Source organism: Nodosilinea sp. P-1105 (assembly GCF_012911975.1).
Lineage (GTDB): Bacteria > Cyanobacteriota > Cyanobacteriia > Phormidesmidales > Phormidesmidaceae > Nodosilinea.
In genome coordinates, this window is record NZ_SMDQ01000001.1 from 158887 (window position 1) to 178707 (window position 19821).

At 56.7% G+C, this 19821-nt stretch carries 16 protein-coding genes, 1 tRNA gene and 1 pseudogene; 6 read left to right on the forward strand and 12 right to left on the reverse strand.

The window, feature by feature from the left end:
* Positions 1-115: 115 nt before the first annotated feature.
* The 3 genes from hoxE to E1H13_RS00670 all read right to left on the reverse strand — a co-directional run bounded on the left by hoxE (position 116) and on the right by E1H13_RS00670 (position 3182).
* Complete coding sequence (gene hoxE, locus E1H13_RS00660; protein WP_169611457.1) at positions 116-664, reverse strand: bidirectional hydrogenase complex protein HoxE; 549 nt, start codon at positions 662-664, stop codon at positions 116-118.
* Between the two features lie 534 nt (positions 665-1198).
* Complete coding sequence (locus tag E1H13_RS00665; RefSeq protein ID WP_169611458.1) at positions 1199-2242, reverse strand: ABC transporter permease; 1044 nt, start codon at positions 2240-2242, stop codon at positions 1199-1201.
* Positions 2243-2333: 91 nt separating this feature from the next.
* A complete protein-coding gene (locus tag E1H13_RS00670) occupies positions 2334-3182 on the reverse strand; it encodes an Npun_R2479 family HD domain-containing metalloprotein (protein ID WP_169611459.1) in 849 nt (282 codons plus the stop codon).
* 396 nt (positions 3183-3578) lie between these two features.
* Here E1H13_RS00670 and E1H13_RS00675 point away from each other — a divergent pair, with 396 nt between their 5' ends.
* The 5 genes and pseudogenes from E1H13_RS00675 to E1H13_RS00695 all read left to right on the forward strand — a co-directional run bounded on the left by E1H13_RS00675 (position 3579) and on the right by E1H13_RS00695 (position 10207).
* Complete coding sequence (locus E1H13_RS00675; RefSeq protein ID WP_347404098.1) at positions 3579-4802, forward strand: efflux RND transporter periplasmic adaptor subunit; 1224 nt, start codon at positions 3579-3581, stop codon at positions 4800-4802.
* Between the two features lie 494 nt (positions 4803-5296).
* Positions 5297-8419 carry an efflux RND transporter permease subunit gene (locus tag E1H13_RS00680; RefSeq protein WP_169611460.1) on the forward strand — a complete coding sequence of 1041 codons (3123 nt, stop codon included), beginning with the start codon at positions 5297-5299 and terminating at the stop codon, positions 8417-8419.
* 105 nt (positions 8420-8524) lie between these two features.
* A tRNA-Gly gene (locus E1H13_RS00685) sits at positions 8525-8596 on the forward strand.
* 525 nt (positions 8597-9121) lie between these two features.
* Positions 9122-9715 (forward strand): annotated as a pseudogene (locus tag E1H13_RS00690) (transposase); the annotation flags it as partial.
* A gap of 315 nt (positions 9716-10030) precedes the next feature.
* Entirely contained in the window at positions 10031-10207 is a 177-nt protein-coding gene (locus E1H13_RS00695) for a hypothetical protein (protein WP_169611461.1), read from the forward strand.
* 122 nt (positions 10208-10329) lie between these two features.
* On the opposite strand, the gene E1H13_RS00700 is transcribed toward E1H13_RS00695, so the two are convergent.
* Together E1H13_RS00700 and E1H13_RS00705 are read right to left on the reverse strand one after the other, a co-directional pair.
* Positions 10330-10722, reverse strand: a complete 393-nt coding sequence (locus tag E1H13_RS00700) for a plastocyanin/azurin family copper-binding protein (protein WP_278002489.1) — start codon at positions 10720-10722, stop codon at positions 10330-10332.
* 112 nt (positions 10723-10834) lie between these two features.
* Entirely contained in the window at positions 10835-11290 is a 456-nt protein-coding gene (locus E1H13_RS00705; RefSeq protein WP_169611463.1) for a hypothetical protein, read from the reverse strand.
* A gap of 286 nt (positions 11291-11576) precedes the next feature.
* Here E1H13_RS00705 and cobS point away from each other — a divergent pair, with 286 nt between their 5' ends.
* Entirely contained in the window at positions 11577-12368 is a 792-nt protein-coding gene (cobS, locus tag E1H13_RS00710; protein ID WP_169611523.1) for an adenosylcobinamide-GDP ribazoletransferase, read from the forward strand.
* 133 nt (positions 12369-12501) lie between these two features.
* On the opposite strand, the gene E1H13_RS00715 is transcribed toward cobS, so the two are convergent.
* From E1H13_RS00715 to E1H13_RS00745, 7 genes are all read right to left on the reverse strand, one after another.
* Complete coding sequence (locus tag E1H13_RS00715) at positions 12502-12861, reverse strand: hypothetical protein (RefSeq protein ID WP_169611464.1); 360 nt, start codon at positions 12859-12861, stop codon at positions 12502-12504.
* 333 nt (positions 12862-13194) lie between these two features.
* Positions 13195-13515 (reverse strand): RNA-binding protein, encoded by a 321-nt coding sequence (locus tag E1H13_RS00720; RefSeq protein ID WP_169611465.1) that lies wholly within the window; start codon positions 13513-13515, stop codon positions 13195-13197.
* 212 nt (positions 13516-13727) lie between these two features.
* Positions 13728-14027 carry a hypothetical protein gene (locus E1H13_RS00725; protein WP_169611466.1) on the reverse strand — a complete coding sequence of 100 codons (300 nt, stop codon included), beginning with the start codon at positions 14025-14027 and terminating at the stop codon, positions 13728-13730.
* Between the two features lie 51 nt (positions 14028-14078).
* Complete coding sequence (gene cphA, locus E1H13_RS00730) at positions 14079-16784, reverse strand: cyanophycin synthetase (RefSeq protein ID WP_169611467.1); 2706 nt, start codon at positions 16782-16784, stop codon at positions 14079-14081.
* A gap of 115 nt (positions 16785-16899) precedes the next feature.
* Positions 16900-17625, reverse strand: a complete 726-nt coding sequence (locus tag E1H13_RS00735) for a DUF1995 family protein (RefSeq protein WP_169611468.1) — start codon at positions 17623-17625, stop codon at positions 16900-16902.
* 19 nt (positions 17626-17644) lie between these two features.
* The gene (locus E1H13_RS00740) at positions 17645-18811 is read right to left on the reverse strand and encodes a cysteine desulfurase family protein (RefSeq protein ID WP_169611469.1); all 1167 of its coding nucleotides are present in this window, start codon (positions 18809-18811) and stop codon (positions 17645-17647) included.
* 240 nt (positions 18812-19051) lie between these two features.
* Positions 19052-19531, reverse strand: coding sequence for a DUF309 domain-containing protein (locus E1H13_RS00745; protein WP_169611470.1), 480 nt, complete (start codon positions 19529-19531; stop codon positions 19052-19054).
* Between the last annotated feature and the right edge of the window lie 290 nt (positions 19532-19821).

Consider the following 19821-nt stretch of genomic DNA (forward strand, 5'->3'; position numbering starts at 1 on the left):
GGAGGGGCAACTTGCCGAAGTAGGCAGGGGTGGGTCAGCTCGATTTTGGATTTTGGATTCTTCCTTTTGCTACGCACGGGCTACGCCCTACGTTCTTCAACTACGCCCTACCCAATCACCCCTCCCCTTCCCAGACTTTGACCTTGGCGACGGCCTGCTCGGGGGAGAGCTTGCCGCCGACGGTGCCATCAAACACTACGGCGGGGGCGATACCGCAGGCCCCCAGACAGCGGGCGGCCATTAGGGAGACCTTGCCGTCGGGGGTGGTTTCACCCAGTTCAATGCCCAATTCTTCCTGTAATTTCTCCATCACTTTGTCCCCACCTTTGACGTAGCAGGCGGTGCCCATACACACCACACAGGTGTGAGCGCCGCTGGGTTTAAGGGAAAACAGGTGATAGAACGTGGCGACGCCATACACCTTGCTGAGGGGAAGCTTCAGGCCATGGGCAATGTGCTGAAGCACATCTTCTTCTAAAAAACCAAAGGCTTCTTGGGCCACATGGAGGACTTCGATCAAGGCATCGGGCTGATGCTGGTGCCGCTTCATGGTGATGTCGAGGCGCTTGAAGCGGAGATCGGGTTTGGCCTTGGCTTTGGTCGGTTGGGCAGCCGATTTGGCTTGGGCAGACTCAACCTGCGAGGTAGTGGCGGTAGGTGGCATAGCGAAAACCGTTAAACATTAAATCTAGCGTTGCAGTGACGGTTAATCCTCCAATAAAGCGTTGATCAGAAACCTCAAAAACAGACTATCAAAGCCTTCAGTAGACCTAAAAATAATTAAGGTTTTATTCAGGCTTGTTATGCCTTTTGTAAAGCGATCAGCAGTGGGCTGGCTACACGGTCTGAGCCATAGTTTTCGGCGATCTGGTTGGACTGTCGGGGGAGCCGTTATCATCTCCTGACACACTGTGGTAGATGTCGTGAACATCCTCCTAGAGACAGCTTAGCCGCTTGGCTCTGTGGTATTTAGCTATAGCTGGTTGGCGTAACCTCAGAGGGTTTTCGGATGTCTATAGACGTTTTAATCAGAACCCAATCTGAACTTTCTAGACCTCTTTCACCAATCTTACTTAAGCCCTTTAATTTAACAATCTAGGGGTTGCAAAAGTCCTTTGGTTGGGCTTTTGAACCCACGTTCACGTTATCTGATCCCACCAGAAAAAGCGGGGTCAATTTACAGAAATACACTAAATGGCTACTGCTTCAATGTTCGGGGATCAAGAGCATCTCGCAGACCATCCCCCAGCAGGTTAAAGGCCAGGGACGTCACCACAATCAGAATGGCTGGGGGCCACACCAGCCAGGGTTGCAGCACCAAAATTGAGGCGTTGGTGGCCAGGCTGAGCATGTTACCCCAAGAGGCATCCGGCTGCTGAATGCCCAGGCCAATGAAGCTGAGCACGGCTTCGGCCAGAATGAAGCCGGGAATGGCCAGGGTAGCGGCAATGATACCGTAGGTGGCGGTTTGGGGCAGAATGTGGCGGGTAATAATGTACAGAGGCTGGCCCCCCATCACTCGACTAGCCTGAACAAAGTCTTGCTCTTTGATGGAAAGCACCTGGCCGCGAATCACCCGGGCTAGGCCCGCCCAGCCAATCAATGAGGTAATCAGCACAATCAAGAGAAATCGCTGGGTACTGGAAATGCCGGGGGGCAGCACCGCCGCCAGGGCCACCAGCAGGTAAATGCCGGGGATGGTCATCATCACTTCCACCAGCCGCATCAGCACCGCATCTACGGCACCACCAAAATAGCCGGCTAGGCCGCCGACAATCATACCCAGGGGAAAAGAAATAGCAATGCCAATCAGCCCCACACTGAGGCTGACCCGACTGCCATGCACCAGGCGGCTAAATTGATCTCGGGCTTGCTCGTCGGTCCCCAGCAGGTTCAGGCGACCGGGGCCAGCGGTATCAAACAACTTCAGTTGGCCAGCTTCGTTACGGTGCAACAGCCGGATGGGGGAGGGCTGGCTGCGATCGACCACCAACTCGCGATCGCCAGTTACCAAATCCACCGGCCCCTGGGTGGTGGGATACACATGGGGGAAAAACCGCCCCGTGTCCGCATCGCGCCAGTAGATTTGGGTGGGGGGCAGCAAGGAGCCATTTAGCTGGGCCTCGTAGGGGCTGTAGGGGGCAACAAAGCCAGCCCCTAAGGCGGCCAGATACAGGACAATCAGCAGCATTGCCCCGAGTTGGGCCAGGCGATTGGTTTTAAGCTTGCGCCACCAGGTCATAGCCAGAATTAAGGTTAGAAGTGTATGCGGTCCAGTTTGGTACCTGGAGACTTACCACAGGCAGAGCTCCAGGCCTGAACTTGGATTGGGTTTAGATGTGGATTACGGTTTGCTCGTTCTCCACCATAAACACATTTGAATAAAGGTTAGCAATGATTTGCTTGCCTTCTTGGGTTAGGGACAGGTAACGTAACCCATCTTGGATGTAAGGATGCACCACATTCCAGTAGAACTTGGGGTAGTTGGCTCGCAAATCGCCAGGGTTCTGATAGCCCAGGTACTTGTTCTGGCCGGTTTCCTCGAATTCATAGAATAGGGCCGCAATTTTCTTCAGATAGCGCGGATCGCTCAACTGGCCAATCAAGTCAGCGGCGCGGACTAGCCCCGGAAAGTTTTGGGTGTCCTGGTGGTCTTCTTCCTTGGGCACCGGAAAGCGAGTCAGCTCAATATTGTGCTTCACCACACTGGCCTCAATCAGTGGGTTGGCGCCGAACCGCTCTTCAATAAATTGCTTGCCCCGGTCCACATGGTAGGGGGTGAGGGAAGCGTCAGAAGCCCCCGGCTGCAGCATCACCATTTCATCCCCCTGACCGGTGGAGTACAGGTGGTTGCGGTCCTGGTCGCAGCGGCAGACCCCTTTGACGTAGCCAATGTCATGGCACACCAGGGAAATAATAAAGTGCAGCCAATCTTTACAGGTGACGCCCCCTTCCCGGATGTGCTTGCCCCGCAGCAACTCCTGACCCACCAGGGTAACTAGAATGGTGTGTTCGACATTGTGGTAAAGGGCATCACTATTGGCAATGTTTTCTAGGGCCATACTGCCGGCCCAGGCAATAATGTCTTCGTAGTCGGGATTCTGACCGCCATAGGTGCGGTGGTAGCCAATCCGCAACTTGGTCACAAAGTCGCTGATTAGGATTTCGGTGGCGTTAAACATGCCTAAGACCTGCCTTCTCTGAGTCGAATGGGGTTAACCACTGGCGTGAGGGGGAGAGTGACGACAGGGTCCGAACGATACTCACGCAACTGATTACTTGTTGTATTACACCAAACCGGGTTGATATAGCGCTGTGATTCCAATCAGCTCCACCGCTGGCATTCCCTTAAACAATCGGGCCTGGGGGCGCGATCCCTAGCCCAATCAACGATCCCAGGGATGACAGAGTTTAAGCCATAATGGAAAATAAACATTTCGTAACCTTTTTTGGTCACCGCATCCAAGGATCCCGTTGTGCACAATATCCACGCTCCCCAATCTGGGCTGCCATCCCAAACCCCAACAACCAACGGAGATGAGCCAACCTCACATGACTCGGCTACAATCGCCGGGCCAGTGGCGTCTAAAGGGCGCTGGTGGGGGGTGCTGGCAGGCCTTGGAGCCGGGGTGCTGTTAACCCTCCTGGGTACCCGTCTATGGGGCGATCGCGCTGCCCCAGTCAACGATGCTGACCCTCAACCCGAGGTGGCTGTCGCCTCCCAAACCGTTACCGTGGCCCCCGTGGAATCTGCCACCGTCGCCGATACCCTGACGGTGAATGGGACGGTGCAAGCGATCGATCTGCTGACGGTGTCGCCCCAGGCCAGTGGCCTGCAAATTCAACAAATCTTGGTGCGGGAAGGGGATCAGGTGACCGCCGGACAGGTGTTGGCTACCCTGGATGATGCCACCCTGCAAGCCGATCTGCGCCAGGCCCAGGCCCAGCTGTCGGTCTCCCAGGCCCAGGTGACCCAGCGACGGGCGGCCTTATCCCAGGCCCAGGCCAGTCTGTCAGAATCCCAGCAAAACCTGGAGCGGCTGCGCACCCTGGCTGAACAGGGGGCCATTAGCCAGCAGGAGTTAACCCGTCAACAGACCGAGGTGGTCACGGCCCAAGAGGCCATCAGCCTGTCGCGAGCGGAGGTGGACAGTGCCGAGGCGGGGGTGCGATCGCAGCAAGCCACCATCGACCGATTGCAAACCCAGCTCAACCAAACCACCGTCCGTGCCCCCGTAGCCGGGGTGGTGGCCGAACGCCAGGCCACCGTCGGCGATGTCTCTGCCTCTGGCACTTCAATTGTTACCCTGATTCAAGACAATCAACTGAAACTGGTCGCCGAAGTGCCCCAGGCTCAGTTAGAGCAAGTTTCTGTGGGGGCTCCCGTGGCCATTCGATCCAGGGCTGATAGCCGCATTCAACTGCAGGGTACCGTCCAGTCCATCGATCCTCTGGTGGAAGCTGAAACCCGCGTCGCCCGAGTCAACATCGCCCTGCCAGCCAGCGACCTGCTGCGGCCCGGCATCTTCCTGCGCGGCGAAATCACCACCAGCTCCCGTCAGGGGCTGACCATTCCCGCCGCCGCCCTACAGCCCCAACCCGACGGCACCACCCAGGTGTTTGTGCTGGGGGAAGGGGATGTGGTGGAGGCCCGCACCGTGGAAACAGGTAACCGCATCGCCGCCAACGGCGACCAAGCCGCCCGGGTGGAGATTCGCGAAGGGCTGACCGCCGGGGAACAGGTAGTCACCTCTGGCGTCGGGTTCTTAGAAGACGGTGATGTGGTTAGGGTGGGGGAGTGATGAAGTGATGAAGTGATGAAGTGATGGGGTGGTGGGGTGGTGGGGTGGTGGGGTAATGGGTGGATGGGTGGATGGGCGCTGCCCTGAGCTTGTCGAAGGGTGGATGGGTAGCGAGCCTAGAATTTACCGGTGACTGCACCAGTCTCTGTAACGCCTGATGTGGCCTACGCCCCTTCCTGGCTGCCCCACCACTGACCCACCCCCTCCGAGGAGTGGACAGGCCCAATTTCCCCCCATCCACCCTCCCCCACCTACAACTTCATCGCTAGGGCAGACACACAGGTCTGCCCCTACCCCATTCCCATCCACCCATCCACCTCCCCACCTTCCCCACCTCCCCACCTACAATTTCATCGCTAGGGCAGACACACAGGTCTGCCCCTACCCCATTCCCATCCCCCCTACCCTGCGGGAAGCCACTCCGCGTCTACACCCATCCACCCTTCATCTCCCCACTTCTTCACCCGCCCACCCATCCACCCATCCACTCCCCTATGAACCTCTCCGGCTGGTCTATCCGACGTCCCATTCCAATCATCGTCCTCTTTCTGGTGCTGACCCTGGCCGGGTTGGTGTCCTTTGGGCGGTTGGGCATCGACGAAAACCCGAACATTGAGTTTCCGGCCATTACTGTCACCGTCACCCAGACCGGGGCGGGGCCAGAGGAACTAGAGAACCAGGTCACCCGGCCGATCGAAGATGCGGTGTCAGGGCTGGGGGACATTGACGAGATTCGCTCTACGGTGAGGGATGGGTCATCTACAACGGTGATTTCGTTCGTGCTGGGGACCAATGTGGACCGGGCCACCAACGATGTGCGGGACGCGGTCACTCGCATTCGCCAGGACTTGCCGGGGGGGATTCAAGAGCCGGTGATTCAGCGGCTGGAGTTTGGTGGCGGCGTGGTGATGACCTACGCTGTGAATTCCTCCCAGCGCTCTGTGGAGGAGCTCAGTGACCTGGTGGATCGCACCATTAGCCAGGAAATTCTGACGGTACCGGGGGTAGCGCGGGTGGACCGGGTGGGGGGGGTTGACCCGGAAGTTCGCGTTGACCTGGACCCGGAGCAGCTGGACGCCCTGGGCATTACCGCCACCCAGGTGAATGATCAGATTCGTGCCCTCAACATCAATTTGCCCAGCGGGCGGGCCACCCTGGGGGGCCAAGAGCAGAGCTTTCGCACCCTGGGCAGTGCTGAGACCGTGGAAGCCCTGCAATCGGCAAGAGTCACCCTACCGAGTGGCACGACGGTTCCTATCACCAGTCTGGGGCAGGTTGACCTGGGCTATGCCGAGGCGCGCCAGGCCGCCCAGCTCAGCAATCAGCCGGTGGTGGCCTTTCAGATTTTCCGCAGCACGGGCAGCATTCTGGTGTCGGTGGAGGACGGAGTAATAGCGGCGGTAGAACGGCTGAATCAAACCCTGCCCGAGGACATCGATATCGAGCTGATCTTCACCCGGGCCACAGACATTCGTGACTCCTACCAGGCCTCCATCAACGCTCTGATCCTGGGCTGTATCCTGGCGGTGGTGGTGGTGGGCTGCTTTCTGCGGGACTGGCGAGCGACGCTAATTACGGCCACGGCGCTGCCCCTGTCGATTATCCCGACCTTTCTGGTGCTGCGCTGGTTTGACTACACCCTTAATAGCATGACCCTGCTGGCCCTGACCCTGGCCGTAGGGAATTTGGTCGACGATGCGATCGTGGAAATTGAGAATGTGGAGCGCCACATTCGCATGGGTAAGCGGCCTTTCCAGGCGGCCCTGGATTCCACGGCAGAGGTGGGCCTGGCGGTGTTGACCACCACCGCCACCATCGTGGCCGTGTTCTTGCCGGTAGCGTTTATGGGCGGGGTGCCGGGACAGTTCTTCCAACCCTTTGGGGTGACGGTGGCCACGGCGACGATTTTCTCTACGGTGGTGGCCCGACTGGTGACACCGATGATGGCTGCCTATTTGCTCAAATCTAAACCCCGCACCATCCAGGCCGGGGAATCAATGGAGGCCTTTAGCGGCAGACCAGGGCCGTACCGGGGTCTCCTGGGCTGGGCCTTGCGGCACCGGGGGCTGACCCTGGCGATCGCCCTGGTGTTCTTCATCGGCAGTCTGCGGCTGGTGCCCTTCATCCCCACTAACTTGTTTGACGCCAGCGATGCCGGTCTGTCCACCATCACCGTGGAACTACCGCCCGGGGCTACCCTGGCCGATACCCAGCAGGTCACCACCCGGCTGACTGAAGAACTGCTGGCTAATCCGGCGGTGGATGCGGTGCTGGCTACAGAGGGTGGCGAGGACGGCGTTAACCGGGCCACGGTCTTCGCCCGTCTGTTGCCCCGCAATCAGCGGGATGTTTCCCAGAACCAGTTTGAGCAGCAGATTCGTCCTCTGTTTGCCGAAGTCCCTGGGGCTCGCATCACCTTCCAGAGCCAGGGGGCAGGGGGTGAAAGCCAGGACCTGACCGTGGTGCTGAAGAGTGATGACCCAGTGGCCCTGCGTCAGGTGTCGGACTCACTGACGCGGGAGATGCGGCAAGTTCCGGGGTTGGTGGATGTCAGCTCCACCGCCAGCCTGGTGCGGCCCGAGGTACAAATCGTGCCGGATATAGAGCGGGCAGCGGATTTGGGGGTGACCGTGCAGGCGATCGCCTCTACTGCTTCCCTGGCCACCCTGGGAGACAGCGATGCCAACCTGGCCGACTTTAACCTCGAAGACCGGCAAATCCCAATCCGGGTGCAAATCGACCCTGCTTTCCGCGACGACCCCACCCTGCTGGAGACCCTGCGGGTGCCCAGCCAGAATGGCCGCCTGGTGCCTTTGGCGGCCGTAGCTGACGTCCGCTTCGGCAGTGGCCCCGCCCAGATCGACCGCTTTGACCGGTCTCGCCAGGTCACTGTGGGGGGCAACCTGGTGGATATTACCCTGGGCCAGGCCATGGCCCTGGTGGATGACCTGCCCACCATGCAAAATCTGCCCGCCAGCGTTACCCAACAACCTGCCGGGGAAGCCGAGATCATGCGGGATATCTTTAGTCGCTTTGCCCTGGCCCTGGGCACAGCGGTGCTAATGATCTTTGCGGTGCTGGTGCTGCTGTACAACAGTTTTATCTACCCGGTGGCGGTAATGGCGGCCCTGCCCCTATCTGTGGGCGGGGCGCTGATGGGTCTGCTGATTTTCCAAAAGCCCCTGGGTCTGTTTGCCCTGATCGGCATTGTGCTGCTGATGGGCCTGGTGACCAAAAATGCGATTCTGCTGGTGGACTATGCCCTGATGGCCAAGCAGCAGGGCAAATCCCGTAAGACAGCGGTGATGGAAGCTGGGGTGACCCGCCTGCGCCCGATTCTGATGACCTCCATTTCCACCATGGCCGGGATGGTGCCCATTGCCCTGGAACTGGGGGCCGGAGGGGAAACCCGCAGCCCCATGGCGATCGCGGTGATCGGCGGCTTTACCACTTCTACCCTGCTGACCCTGGTGGTGGTGCCGGTGCTATTTACGTATATTGACCGGGCCAATGGGGCGATCGCCAAGCTTTTCGATGGTCTGACCGGCCAAGATTCTGGCTCCCCCCCGCCGCCGCCCCCAGAGCCTGCGACGAAGGAATATACCCTGAGCAAATAGCGGCCCAGGCCGTATAATGGGGAAGCGAGTTTTGAGTACTGAGTTTTGAGTTCGGGCGGCAATCCTAATTCAAAACTTAAAATTTACAGCTCAAAATTTCTCCCTGCGGGTGTAGTTCAGTGGTAGAACGTCAGCTTCCCAAGCTGAATGTCGTGAGTTCGAGTCTCATCACCCGCTTTAATCTGAAGAGCCCTGGAAACATTTGTTTCCAGGGCTCTTAAAGTTCTTGATGGAACTCGTCAACCCTCAAAATCGTCGAAAATTGGGGTAAGCGTTAGGTCATTTTGCACCACTTTAAGCCCATTATTGGGGTAAGTTTGGGGTAGAGTCGAGATGGCCAAAAGCAGTACACATGCATTAATTTTGCGGAGATGCCCATGACTAGCTCCCCTAAGAAACGCAAAGCATCCAAAAGCATCCAAGGGAACCGTTCAGGTCAAGTCGTCAAATAACCGCTTGCAACTGGTTTCCTCCTATGGCGGGCAGCGTCACTACCTAAGCCTTGAGCTGCCTGACACGGTCATTAATCGAAGGATTGTCGAGGCCAAGGCAAAGCTTATAGAAGCTGATATGGCTTTCGATAGGTTGAATCCGTATCCGTTTCTTGGTGTGGCTGGCAAGCTCAAAAAACCTAAGTCAGTAGCGACAGATGGACTGAATGACATCAATCCGTTTTCGTTACAGGAGCGAGATGCCATTATTCAAGCTCTGGAGCGAACCATGCCCAATCTGGAGATGAATCCAGGGCGCTGTGAAAAGGTCGAGTTTGAGTACATCCGTCATGGCACCCAGACCTTAATTGCCTTGCTGAATGTCGCGACCGAACAGATCGACCAGGCCAGCGTCGGGGATGCCCGGACGGAGGCTGATTTAGATGTTCATCTCAAAGCCCTCCTTGGCCCAGCACCCACCGCCCCAAAAATTCACCTCGTGATGGATTGTCTCAACACCCATCAATCCGAGTCCTTGGTGCGCTTAGTCGCTGAACTTGAACCTGAGCCCATTGAGCTAGGCGAAAAGGGTAAATCGGGCATCCTGGCCTCAATGGCCACTCGCTCGGATTTCTTGCAAGACCCCTCCCATCGGCTGGTCGTGCATTTCACCCCTAAACAGTGCTCCTGGCTCAATCAAATCGAAGTCTGGTTCAGCATCCTGGTGCACAAACTCCTACGCCGCTCTAGCTTCACCAGTCAGGCTGACCTCAAAGCCAAGATCCTCGCCTTCGTAGACTACTTTAATCGCACCTTGGCCAAGCCCTTCAAGTGGAATTATACCGGTAAGCCCTTAGTCTCGTGAATGATAGACTCATTTCTGCCTTAGAGTACTAGTCATGGAAATGACATGGGCTTGACATGATTTTGTCAACTGAATTGACTAATATATATTGGACAAATTTCGCAATCACTAAACCCATGGGTTAGTTAATAGCTTTTACGAAGCAGTGGATCCTCAATGGTAGCAGTCTAATGTTAACCTGGTTGAGTACTCAGGCGCTGGGTGTTTTAACCAAGACACTTGCCCTGAGATAGATATTTACTGCTCTGAAATCGCCTAGAGTAGGTACGCGAAAGCTTGTTTTGTGATGTCAGATGACGTATTGGAGTATTCAAAATGCGAATGAAGCTTTGGGCTACATTGCCTGTTTTAATTAGTCTGTCTGTGCTTGGGGTAGCTTGTGATGGTGGTGGCGACATGGCTCCCCCTCCGGAAGAAGCACCCCCGACTGAGCCGATGGAAACCCCTGAAGACCCAGCTGACCCGGCTGACCCAGGCGGCGAAACCCCATAGGTAGCAGATAGACCGGTGAATAGATTCGGTGCATTTGGCTAGTCGTGGTAGATCTACCTGAGACAACAGCCAAATGTACCGGTCATAGTGTCTACACTGAGCCGATTGAAGTACCTGACCAGTTACCCTTGAATGGTAATCTGGCCGGTCATACCGGCTTCGGCATGGCCAGGAATTGTACAACGTAAGTCATATTGGCCAGGTCTTTGGGGAACAAATACCCATTCTGCCCTAGCCCCAGGCTTCAGTTCCAGTTCGTGGATGGCCCCTTTAACTTCGACCCCAGCCGCCTCAACTTTTTGGGTCCAAATGCCGTCAGCAAAATCTTTAGCGGTAAAGTAATGCTTTTGATCGCTCGGGTTATCTAGCACCAACTTGTAGCGCTGCCCTGTTGTAAAGTCGAACTGGTTGGGCTGAAAGACGAGCTGGCCGTCGGCAGCCCCTAAGTGAACCAAGACGGTTTCGGCGGGGGCTGAGGCCGCGATCGCCATTCCACCCCACCCTAACCATCCCATCCAGACCACCAAACTGAGACTTAGGCCTAGGACCCAAAGGGGGCGGAGGATGTCTCTGAGAGTCAGCATGGCTATCCGTACCGTGTATTTTAATGGCATTTAATCGGAAAGCTTAATCTAAAAAATTGCGATCGTCATCCAGGCAAGCATCCCAACTGGCCGATAGCACGTCAACGACCATGGCCTCAAAGGCCGCAGTATTAGCAGTGCGGGTTAAATGATCTTTCATCGGGTTTGACATGGGGATCAAACGCAACCGTCGATTATCTTGTACCAGGTCAAAATAACTCTGATCAGCACCAGCTTTGCCAATTTCTAGAAAATCAAAGCTGTAAACGTTGATATAAAGGGTATGATTGGCGACGAGCGTAGCCTGCTGGCTGTCAGCAAACACCTCCATAACCAGCCCCTGGCCCTCAGCCATTACCCTATCGTCCTGTAAATGACGGTAGCTTACCTGGCTCAGGTCTTGCAGTAGTCTCAGCATGTCGTTTTTATTAACGACGACGCCAGTATCTACTAGACAAGGGGCCGGCATGCTCAAGTCACTAACACGCTCGTGATTCATGGTGTTTTTAACCACGCTACGTCAGCTCAATAAGCCGGGCTGATAACCATTTTGTTGGTCACTTTTGTCCGTGCTGCTCTATATCCACGATACTCGATCTCGTAGGGAATGATCCGTTCAGGATTGACCTGGTTGTTCTGTAAAGTGGGTCTATTTGTGGCAAATCCTCTCGGCATAAGCCTTTTGACCCAGAAATTCAAATCTGCGGAATTTCTCTAAGAGGTATTGTATGGCTGACCAGTCACCCTCAGAGTCGGGGGCACGGGCAACTTCGGATGGAGCGGCTATGGAACGACCACCTCAGCCCCCAAGACCTAGCCTGGGGGCTCGGTTGGGGGGAGCCATTTTGTTCTACACCCGTTTACCGCTGCCCCGCTGGTGGCCGCCACAGTTTGAGGGAATTGCCGCGTTAGCGCCGACCGTGGGGTTAGGGCTGGGGGCATGTCTGGCCCTAGGGATTGTGGGGTTGGCCGGCTTAGGGATGCCGAGCCTAACCCGCAGTGCACTGGTGGTGGGGCTATGGCTGTGGCTGACTGCTGGGCTACACTTGGATGGTGCCATGGATACCGCAGATGGCCTGGCTGTTCTTGACCCCCGGCGACGGCTGACGGTGATGGCTGACAGTCATACGGGGGCCTTTGGGGTGATGGTGGCGATCGCTATTTTGGGCTTAAAGACAGTTGCCCTGGCAGAGCTCGATCAGGCAGGGCCATGGTTGTTGGTGGCGGCGCCCCTGTGGGGGCGCTGGGGGCAGTTGCTAGCGATCGCCCGTTACCCCTATCTCAAAGCCCAAGGCAAGGGCGCCCTACACCGCCAGTTCCTGCGCCTACCGCACGACCTATGGCTAGGAACACTGCCCCTGTTAGGGTTTTATGGGCTGTGGTTCGGTAGCTGGGCCCTGGGGTACCCTGTCGCCAGCCTTTCCCTGGGGCTGGTCAGCTTCGGGGGCGGCGCTGGGCTAGCCTGGTTGACTGGATACTGGCTCTACCGTCGTCTGGGGGGCCATACCGGTGACACCTACGGGGCCGTGGTGGAGTGGACCGAGGCCCTGGTGCTGGGTTTGGCCACGGTTCTGTAGCTTATGGCTTAGTCAACAAAGGGTGAACGGTCTACGGTGAGCAGTCAACGGCTCACCTTAAACCGTTTACCGCTCACCGTGAACCCTGCCAGTCCGACATCTTTAACTTGCTTGATAGAAACTTGATAGACCACTAATTGCCGAGCAACACGAGGGCTAAACTGACCAGCAGCAACCCTGCCAACGCCACCGCCCCCCGGTGACGGCGCAACCATTCACTGACCTGTTGCCCTAGGGGTAGCGGGGGGAGCTCAGCCTCTAAGTCAGCATTCTGTGACCGGTAAAGGGTGCAGGTTTGGGCATGGGGCCGCTGGGGAAAGTTGCAGGTGTCATCGGCATCATAGCGACAGGTGGCACAGAGGGACTGACTGTCGCGATCGCTGCGATGAAGGGGAATACCAGGATGTCCATGGGCTTTGAAGGTGAGCCCACAACTAGGGCACTGAATGGTTGTTGATTCGATCGCCGTTTGACAGCGGGGGCACGATGGCATAGCACAATCTTCAGCAAAGGCAAGGAATTCGGTATAAGCGGGCGTTAACGTCAGCTCTCCCTTAGCCCTAGGGTAAACAAAAGCGGCATAGGATGGTTACCCTATACCGCTGTATCGTATAGCTGAGCTATATAACTGCTATACCACCGCGATTATTCTGTTGTACCAGCCTGCGATACCAGTACGTGGTGCCAGTTCGTTGCGCTAGTACCCTGGAGCATAAATTGCCCAACCTTTCTGGGTACCTAGCACCTGGAGTCTGACACCCTGATACCCTCAGTAACGGCGACGATAGTTCTGCCAGACCGCACTAGGTGATCGGCAATGAACAGTCTACCAGCGAGAAAACTCCCGACTGCCTCCATCGCGACTGCCCCCAAAACTGCCTCGGGAGCCACCAGAGCCGCGCTTTTCTTTGGGGCGAGCCTTGTTAACCCGTAGCTCGCGGCCCATCCACTCAGCTCCGTCGAGCGCCTCAATGGCAGCGTCCTCGTCGGCTTCTTTCTCCATTTCGACAAAGGCAAATCCACGGGGACGACCGGTTTCTCGGTCGGTGGGTACTGTCACCCGGCTCACAGCCCCATACTCAGAGAAGACTTCGGTAATATCCCCTTCTGTAGCACTGTAGGCTAAGTTCCCTACATAAATCGACATGGTACATCAACTCCAAATTAGACATGAAATGTAGACAAGTTCGATTCGGAGTGGTACACATCGATGACCCGTCGATTAACCGGGGGCTGAGATCAGACTGTGATTAACCAGTCTACCGAAAGCAAAACATGTTACCCGCTTACTCTAGCACAAGCATTCTAGACAGACATACTTCTGTAACACAGTGTCAGCAAGAGTTATAGGCCCTAGCCCTAGCGTCTGCCATAGAATGAAACCTCTACATCAGCGCACCAACCGGCTGCCATGTTTTCGTAGAGGAAAACCCGCTCCACGCGATAATAGACCCCGTCTCGAAAGACACAGTCACCAATCCGGGGAATAATCGGGTAGGTGGCAAACCAAAGCGCGTCTTTAATCGGGGCACTGGGGCTATTGCTCCGGGCCGCCAGATAAAAGACCTGGACTTTGTATCCCTTGCCTGCCGATACACTAGCCGTTGTACTGTCGCTGGGCTTGCTGCTCCCTTTGCTGGAAGATTTCTTGGTCGCCACGATCGCTGAGCCTGCTACAACTAGGTTGATCGATATAGTAGTCGACAAGCGCTAACTGTGAACATTTACGAATTGATCGCTCACGGGTTCTGATAGGACGGTATCTCCCTCAGGCTGAGGGATGCCGACCTCATCCACCTCTGGCGGCAGCGGATTACGAGCGTTGATCAGGCCGATGGCCCGACTTACACTCTCTGGCAAAATCACCACCAGACTGCCCGCTGCTGCGCTGTCGAGGGCAGTGTTAATCGCCTCAGTTTCGTCCAGGATAGTGCGATAGGGGGCCGAAGACTCGATTTCCTCAATGCCGTGGGTAATCCACTTGGCGGCATCGCCTCGGGGCCGACCCCGGGTGTCATCATCTTCTTTGATAATAATCTCGTCAAACATCTGGGCGGCCAATCGGCCCAGGGTAATGAAGTCATCATCTCGGCGATCGCCAGGTCCCCCCACAACCCCCACACAGGGGCCAGGCCAGTTTTTCACAAAGCCCCCCAGGGCTTCGTAGCTGGCTGGATTGTGGGCATAGTCCACCAGGGCATGGAACTGACCCAAATTAAATAGGTTCATGCGCCCTGGGGTTTGCTGAGAGGACGCCTGGAAACTGTGCAGCGCCTGACGAATGTGGTCAATATCCACCCCCTGGACAAAGGCGGCCAGGCTAGCGGCTAGGGCATTGGCAATCTGGAATGGAGCCATTCCCCCCATGGTCAGCGGCACTTTCTCGGCCTGCTCGATGCGCAACAGCCAGTCCCCCTTCAGGATAGACAGGTAGCCATTTTCGTAGATGGCCGCCAAGCCCCCCTGCTGGGTATGGTTGCGGACCAGGTCGTTATGGGGATCCATGGAGAAGTAGGCCACTTGACTTTTCACCCGCTGGGCCATCGCCGACACCAGCGGATCATCAGCATTGAGCACGGCATAACCGCTGGGTCGGGTAGTTTCGGCCACCACACTCTTGAGGTGGGCTAAATCTTCGACCGTTTCAATGTCACCGATGCCCAGGTGGTCAGCCGCCACATTTAGCACCACCCCAATGTCGCAATCTTTAAAAGCCAGCCCCGATCGCAAAATGCCCCCTCGGGCGGTTTCGAGCACCGCCACCTCTACCGTGGGGTCCTGGAGGATCACCTGAGCACTCTGAGGCCCCGTGGTATCCCCTGGTTCCACGAGGTTGTCACCAATGTAGATGCCGTCGGTGGTGGTGTAGCCCACCACCTGGCCCGTTTGCCGGAAAATATGGGCAATCAGGCGGGTGGTGGTGGTTTTGCCGTTGGTACCGGTGATCGCTACCACCGGAATGCGGGCGGGAGTACCGGGGGGGAACAGCATATGCAGAATGGGTTCGGCCACATTGCGGGCAATGCCTTCGCTGGGGCAAACATGCATGCGCAGACCTGGGGCAGCGTTCACCTCAACCACGACACCATCAACCTGACGCAGGGGCCTGGAAATATCGGTGGTCACAATGTCAATGCCGGCAATATCCAGACCAATGATTTTGGCGATGCGCTGGGCCACCCACAGGTTGTCAGGATGAATGTCATCGGTACGGTCAATGGCAATTCCCCCGGTACTGAGGTTGGCGGTGGCTCGCAGATAGCACACCTCGCCTGCTGGCAAGACGGTGTCCAGGCTATAGCCGAAGCGATCGAGCAGCTGCCAGGTGGTGCGGTCTACCTCAATCCGGGTTAGCAGGTTGTCGTGACCTTCACCCCGCCGGGGATCTTGATTGGTCAGGTCAATCAATTCTTCAATGGTGGAGTGACCATCACCGACCACATGGGCAGGCACCCGCTCGGCCACAGCAATCACCCGACCGTTAATCACCAGTACCCGGTGGTCGCGTCCCCGATAAAAACGCTCAACAATCACGCCTTTAGAGATATCTTTGGCCGCTTCATAGGCCTCTTCCGCATCGCCATAGGTGTCAATATCAATGGTGATACCCCGTCCATGGTTGCCATCTAGGGGCTTAATCACAATCGGGAATCCGCCCACATCTTCAATGGCGTTTTCTAGCTCATCTAAATAGTAAATGACAGTGCCTCGGGGGACGGGCACCCCTGCATTCCGTAGAATTTGTTTAGTGCCTTCTTTATCGCAGGCTAACTCCACCCCCAGGATGCTCGTTTTGCTGCTGAGGGTAGCCTGTATCCGTTGTTGGTAGCGGCCATACCCCAGTTGAATCATGGCTCGGGTTGGCAACTGCATCCAGGGAATATCCGCACTCTCAGCGGCTTGTACGATCGCGTCGGTACTGGGGCCAAGGGCAGCCTCCTGGCGGAACTCCTTTAAGTCAGCCAGGTCTTGTTCGAGTTCGGCGCTTGGGTAGTGGCCGGTTTCCACCAAACTATTGCACAGCCGCACAGCCGCACGAGCCGCATAGCGCCCCGCCTGCTCGTTTTGATACTCAAACACCACCTGGTAAACCCCAGGGTCTACCACACTACGGGTACGGCCAAACCCCACAGGCATACCGGCGATGGTTTGTAGCTCTAGGGCAATGTGCTCAACAATGTGACCCATATAGGTGCCCTGGCGCACCCGACTGAGAAAGCCGCCCCGATGCCCTGGCGAGCAAAAATGCTCAATTAGGCTGGGCAGGGTATCCGCAAGGGCCTCATAAAATCCGGGAACTTGGTCGGAGGGGCGATCGGCTAGATCTTCTAAATCAAGCCGAATCAGAATCAAATTGGGATGGCGGATACTCCAATAGTTAGGGCCTCGCAAAGTCTGGGTTTTCAGAATACGCATGGGGTGCAGTCCCTTACCGGTCGAGTGATATTTGAGTATTATGCGGACTTTCGGACAGATTCGTCGTGCTCAATGTAGCCGTTTAGACCATTTGCAACAGAAATCTAGGGCAACCCTATTGGGTTAAGGCCCGAATGAAGCTCTGCAGTTCTGATAAAAAACCGCCTCGCTTGGCTTTGACAACGGATTCGCCATCCGCACCAGTGGCTGCCTCACCCAACAAAATTCGATCTAGGGCTTCCCCAGAAGGCCGCTGGGGAAACTCGGCTAGACAGGTGTAAGCGCCAGCGTCAGTTTCCTGCCACAGCTGCCAAGGGTTAGGATAGCAGCGAAACAGTACGGCATCGGCCATGGGCCTCAGATAATACACGGCCTCCAGGGTGTTGAGAAACCGCTCCCGTAGCTGGCGACCCGCATAGCCAATGCCAATGGTGGCGACATCCTCCAGCTTGGGGTTGAGCATGATCACAAACTTGTCCCCAGCCTGGTTACAGATATCTTCCACTTGGGAGACCTCGATGGAAGATGGCTCCACAAAAATATAGGCCTGATCGTCGGCTTCTACCTGCCCCTGGAGTTCACCAATCCCCCGCACCACAAACTCGGGATTCTGCCAATCCCGGCGGGCCAAGGCTGCCGCTCCGGCATCGGGAAAAAAGAGTTTGAAGCTCAAGCCTAGATCTTGCAGGACTGGATAAAACTGCTGGGCTACAGGCATTCCCTTTAATTCGGGGTAGACAAATTCAACGGTCATCCGGGGTACACCGGCCTGGATGGCGGCCCGGGTGGCCTCGCGGGCTTGGGCAATGGCCGTTTCCAGGCTGGTGGGAATGTCGGTCATGGGCATGTTGACTAAGGGGTTAGACAGGAGACAAAGGAAGGGTGGCCAGGGAGCGGTCTAGCACCTGCCGCAGGACCAGGGCAGTCCAGTCGATGTCGGCGGCGGTGGTGTGTCGCCCCAGAGTTAGACGAATCCCGCACTTGGCGGCACGATCGCTGTATCCCATGGCCTGCAAGATAGGGCTGGGGGAAAGCTTGCCGCTGTGACAGGCCGACCCGGCACTAATGCCAATGCCAGCCAGGTTCATCTGGCGCACCAGGGTCTTGCCGCTGACGCGATCGCCATCGGCAGACTGAATACAAAAACTAGCATGGTGAGGCAGACGCTGTCGCCTATCCCCGGTGGGGGTTAACCCTGGGATGGCCGCTAATTGATCAAATAGGCGATCGCGCAGTTGGATTAACCGCAGGGTTTCGCTGGGCATATCCCGCTGGGCCAACTCTGCCGCCACCCCAAACCCAGCGATATTGGCCACCGCTTGGGTACCCGATCGCCAGCCAAACTCCTGACCGCCGCCCCGCAGTAGGGGCTCCAGCTCTACCCCTGGCCGCACATATAGCGCCCCGACCCCCTGGGGACCATAGATTTTGTGGCTAGACAGGGCGAGTAAATCCACCGGTAGGGTCTGCACATCAATGGGGAGTCGCCCTGCCCCCTGTACCGCATCGGTGTGGAATAACGCCCCATGATCCCGCGTGATTTGGCCCAGGGCTTCGATGGGCTGCAGGGTACCCACCTCACTCTGGCCAAAGATAACCGACACCAGCACCGTATTGTCCCGTAGGGCTCGACGCAGGTCAGCCGGGTCCACCCGACCCTGGCGATCCACTGGCAAGCGCGTGACGTCCCACCCCTGGTAGGCGAGCTGCTGGGCTGGTTTTTCCACAGCAGAATGTTCTACGGCAGAAATAATCAGATGCTGCGGCTGGGTATAGCGCTGGGCGATCCCCATAATCGCCAGGTTGTCAGCCTCGGTCCCTCCAGCGGTAAATACCATGGCCTCTGCCGGGGCATTGACTAAAGCCGCCACCTGCAGTCGCGCCCGCTCTACCACCGTCGCGGCTCGGTTGCCCCAGGCATGCAGACTAGAGGGGTTGCCCCATTGCTCAGCCATCACCTGCTGCATGGTCGTCATCACCTCGGGCCGAGGTGGGGTAGTGGCACTGTAGTCCAGATAAATTTGCATGGCGACCTGGAAGGTTAGCGACGAATGGAGTGGTTGGACGGTGGCGCTGTCACGGTACAGGTTAATCCTAGCAGGGTGGGGAGTGGAGGAGTGGATGGGTGGATGGGTGGATGGGTGGATGGGTGGATGGGTGGATGGGTGGATGGGTGGATGGGTGGATGGGGAATTTTGGATTTTGGATTTTGGATTTTGGATTCTGCTGCGCACGGGCTACGCCCTACGTTCTTCCCTCTTCGTTCTTCATTCTTCGTTCTTCCCTCTTCGTTCTTCCTTTTGAATGTACAGGACGGGGAGAGAGAGAGTTTGGTTGTTGACCGACCAGGTAATCGTCTGCTGGGTTGGGTTGGGGACGGCGATGTCATCCACCTGGGCGGAGGCGATCGCGGCGGCGAGGGCAGCGACCTGGTCCGGGCCAGTCTGCTGTAGGGCGGTTAGCCAAGCCCAGCCGCAGTCCACTAAGGGGGCAACGGCGACCCCGGCGTAGGTGGGTTCAAAGGGGCGCAGGCGGTTGACCCCTTCCCCTAGCAAAATGCTGGCCCCCTGCCAGTTGTGGTTACCCAGGTGGTACAGCCCTACGGCAATCTGCAGAATGCCCTGGTAGAAGGGCTTTTCCTGGGTTTTGGCCTCCATCCAGATCGCTTCTAGCACATCGTGGCAGGCGTAGTAATCTCCCTGATTGAACAGGGTGATGCCAGTCTTTAGGGTCGGGTCAGATTCCATGGGATTTGTTTTGAACTTAAATAGATTCTATTTTTGTTTGAGTGGTTGACCAACAACCATGGCAAAAGCCGACCCTTGATGCCGCCTCAAAGTTGGTTGTACTTCACAGTTGTGCTTCACAACAGGGGGTTAGATGCGATCGCGGGTCAGGGATGGCTGAGCTGAATGACCCGTAGATGTGGCTGGGTTCTGGCTCCTGGAATCTGGCCTATTTAGAATTTCCCGGCTTAAATTTCACGCCCTTTTTTACTCTGACTCTGATTAAGTCTTTTCACTGGGCGGATGCCAAA

Bases quoted from the DNA above. Each gene is read 5' to 3' on its own strand.
- hoxE (WP_169611457.1), bottom strand. From the start codon at position 664: ATGCCACCTACCGCCACTACCTCGCAGGTTGAGTCTGCCCAAGCCAAA.
- E1H13_RS00665 (WP_169611458.1), bottom strand. From the start codon at position 2,242: ATGACCTGGTGGCGCAAGCTTAAAACCAATCGCCTGGCCCAACTCGGG.
- E1H13_RS00670 (WP_169611459.1), bottom strand. From the start codon at position 3,182: ATGTTTAACGCCACCGAAATCCTAATCAGCGACTTTGTGACCAAGTTG.
- E1H13_RS00680 (WP_169611460.1), top strand. From the start codon at position 5,297: ATGAACCTCTCCGGCTGGTCTATCCGACGTCCCATTCCAATCATCGTC.
- E1H13_RS00695 (WP_169611461.1), top strand. From the start codon at position 10,031: ATGCGAATGAAGCTTTGGGCTACATTGCCTGTTTTAATTAGTCTGTCT.
- E1H13_RS00700 (WP_278002489.1), bottom strand. From the start codon at position 10,722: ATGGGATGGTTAGGGTGGGGTGGAATGGCGATCGCGGCCTCAGCCCCC.
- E1H13_RS00705 (WP_169611463.1), bottom strand. From the start codon at position 11,290: ATGAATCACGAGCGTGTTAGTGACTTGAGCATGCCGGCCCCTTGTCTA.
- cobS (WP_169611523.1), top strand. From the start codon at position 11,577: ATGGAACGACCACCTCAGCCCCCAAGACCTAGCCTGGGGGCTCGGTTG.
- E1H13_RS00715 (WP_169611464.1), bottom strand. From the start codon at position 12,861: ATGCCATCGTGCCCCCGCTGTCAAACGGCGATCGAATCAACAACCATT.
- E1H13_RS00720 (WP_169611465.1), bottom strand. From the start codon at position 13,515: ATGTCGATTTATGTAGGGAACTTAGCCTACAGTGCTACAGAAGGGGAT.
- cphA (WP_169611467.1), bottom strand. From the start codon at position 16,784: ATGCGTATTCTGAAAACCCAGACTTTGCGAGGCCCTAACTATTGGAGT.
- E1H13_RS00735 (WP_169611468.1), bottom strand. From the start codon at position 17,625: ATGACCGACATTCCCACCAGCCTGGAAACGGCCATTGCCCAAGCCCGC.
- E1H13_RS00740 (WP_169611469.1), bottom strand. From the start codon at position 18,811: ATGCAAATTTATCTGGACTACAGTGCCACTACCCCACCTCGGCCCGAG.
- E1H13_RS00745 (WP_169611470.1), bottom strand. From the start codon at position 19,531: ATGGAATCTGACCCGACCCTAAAGACTGGCATCACCCTGTTCAATCAG.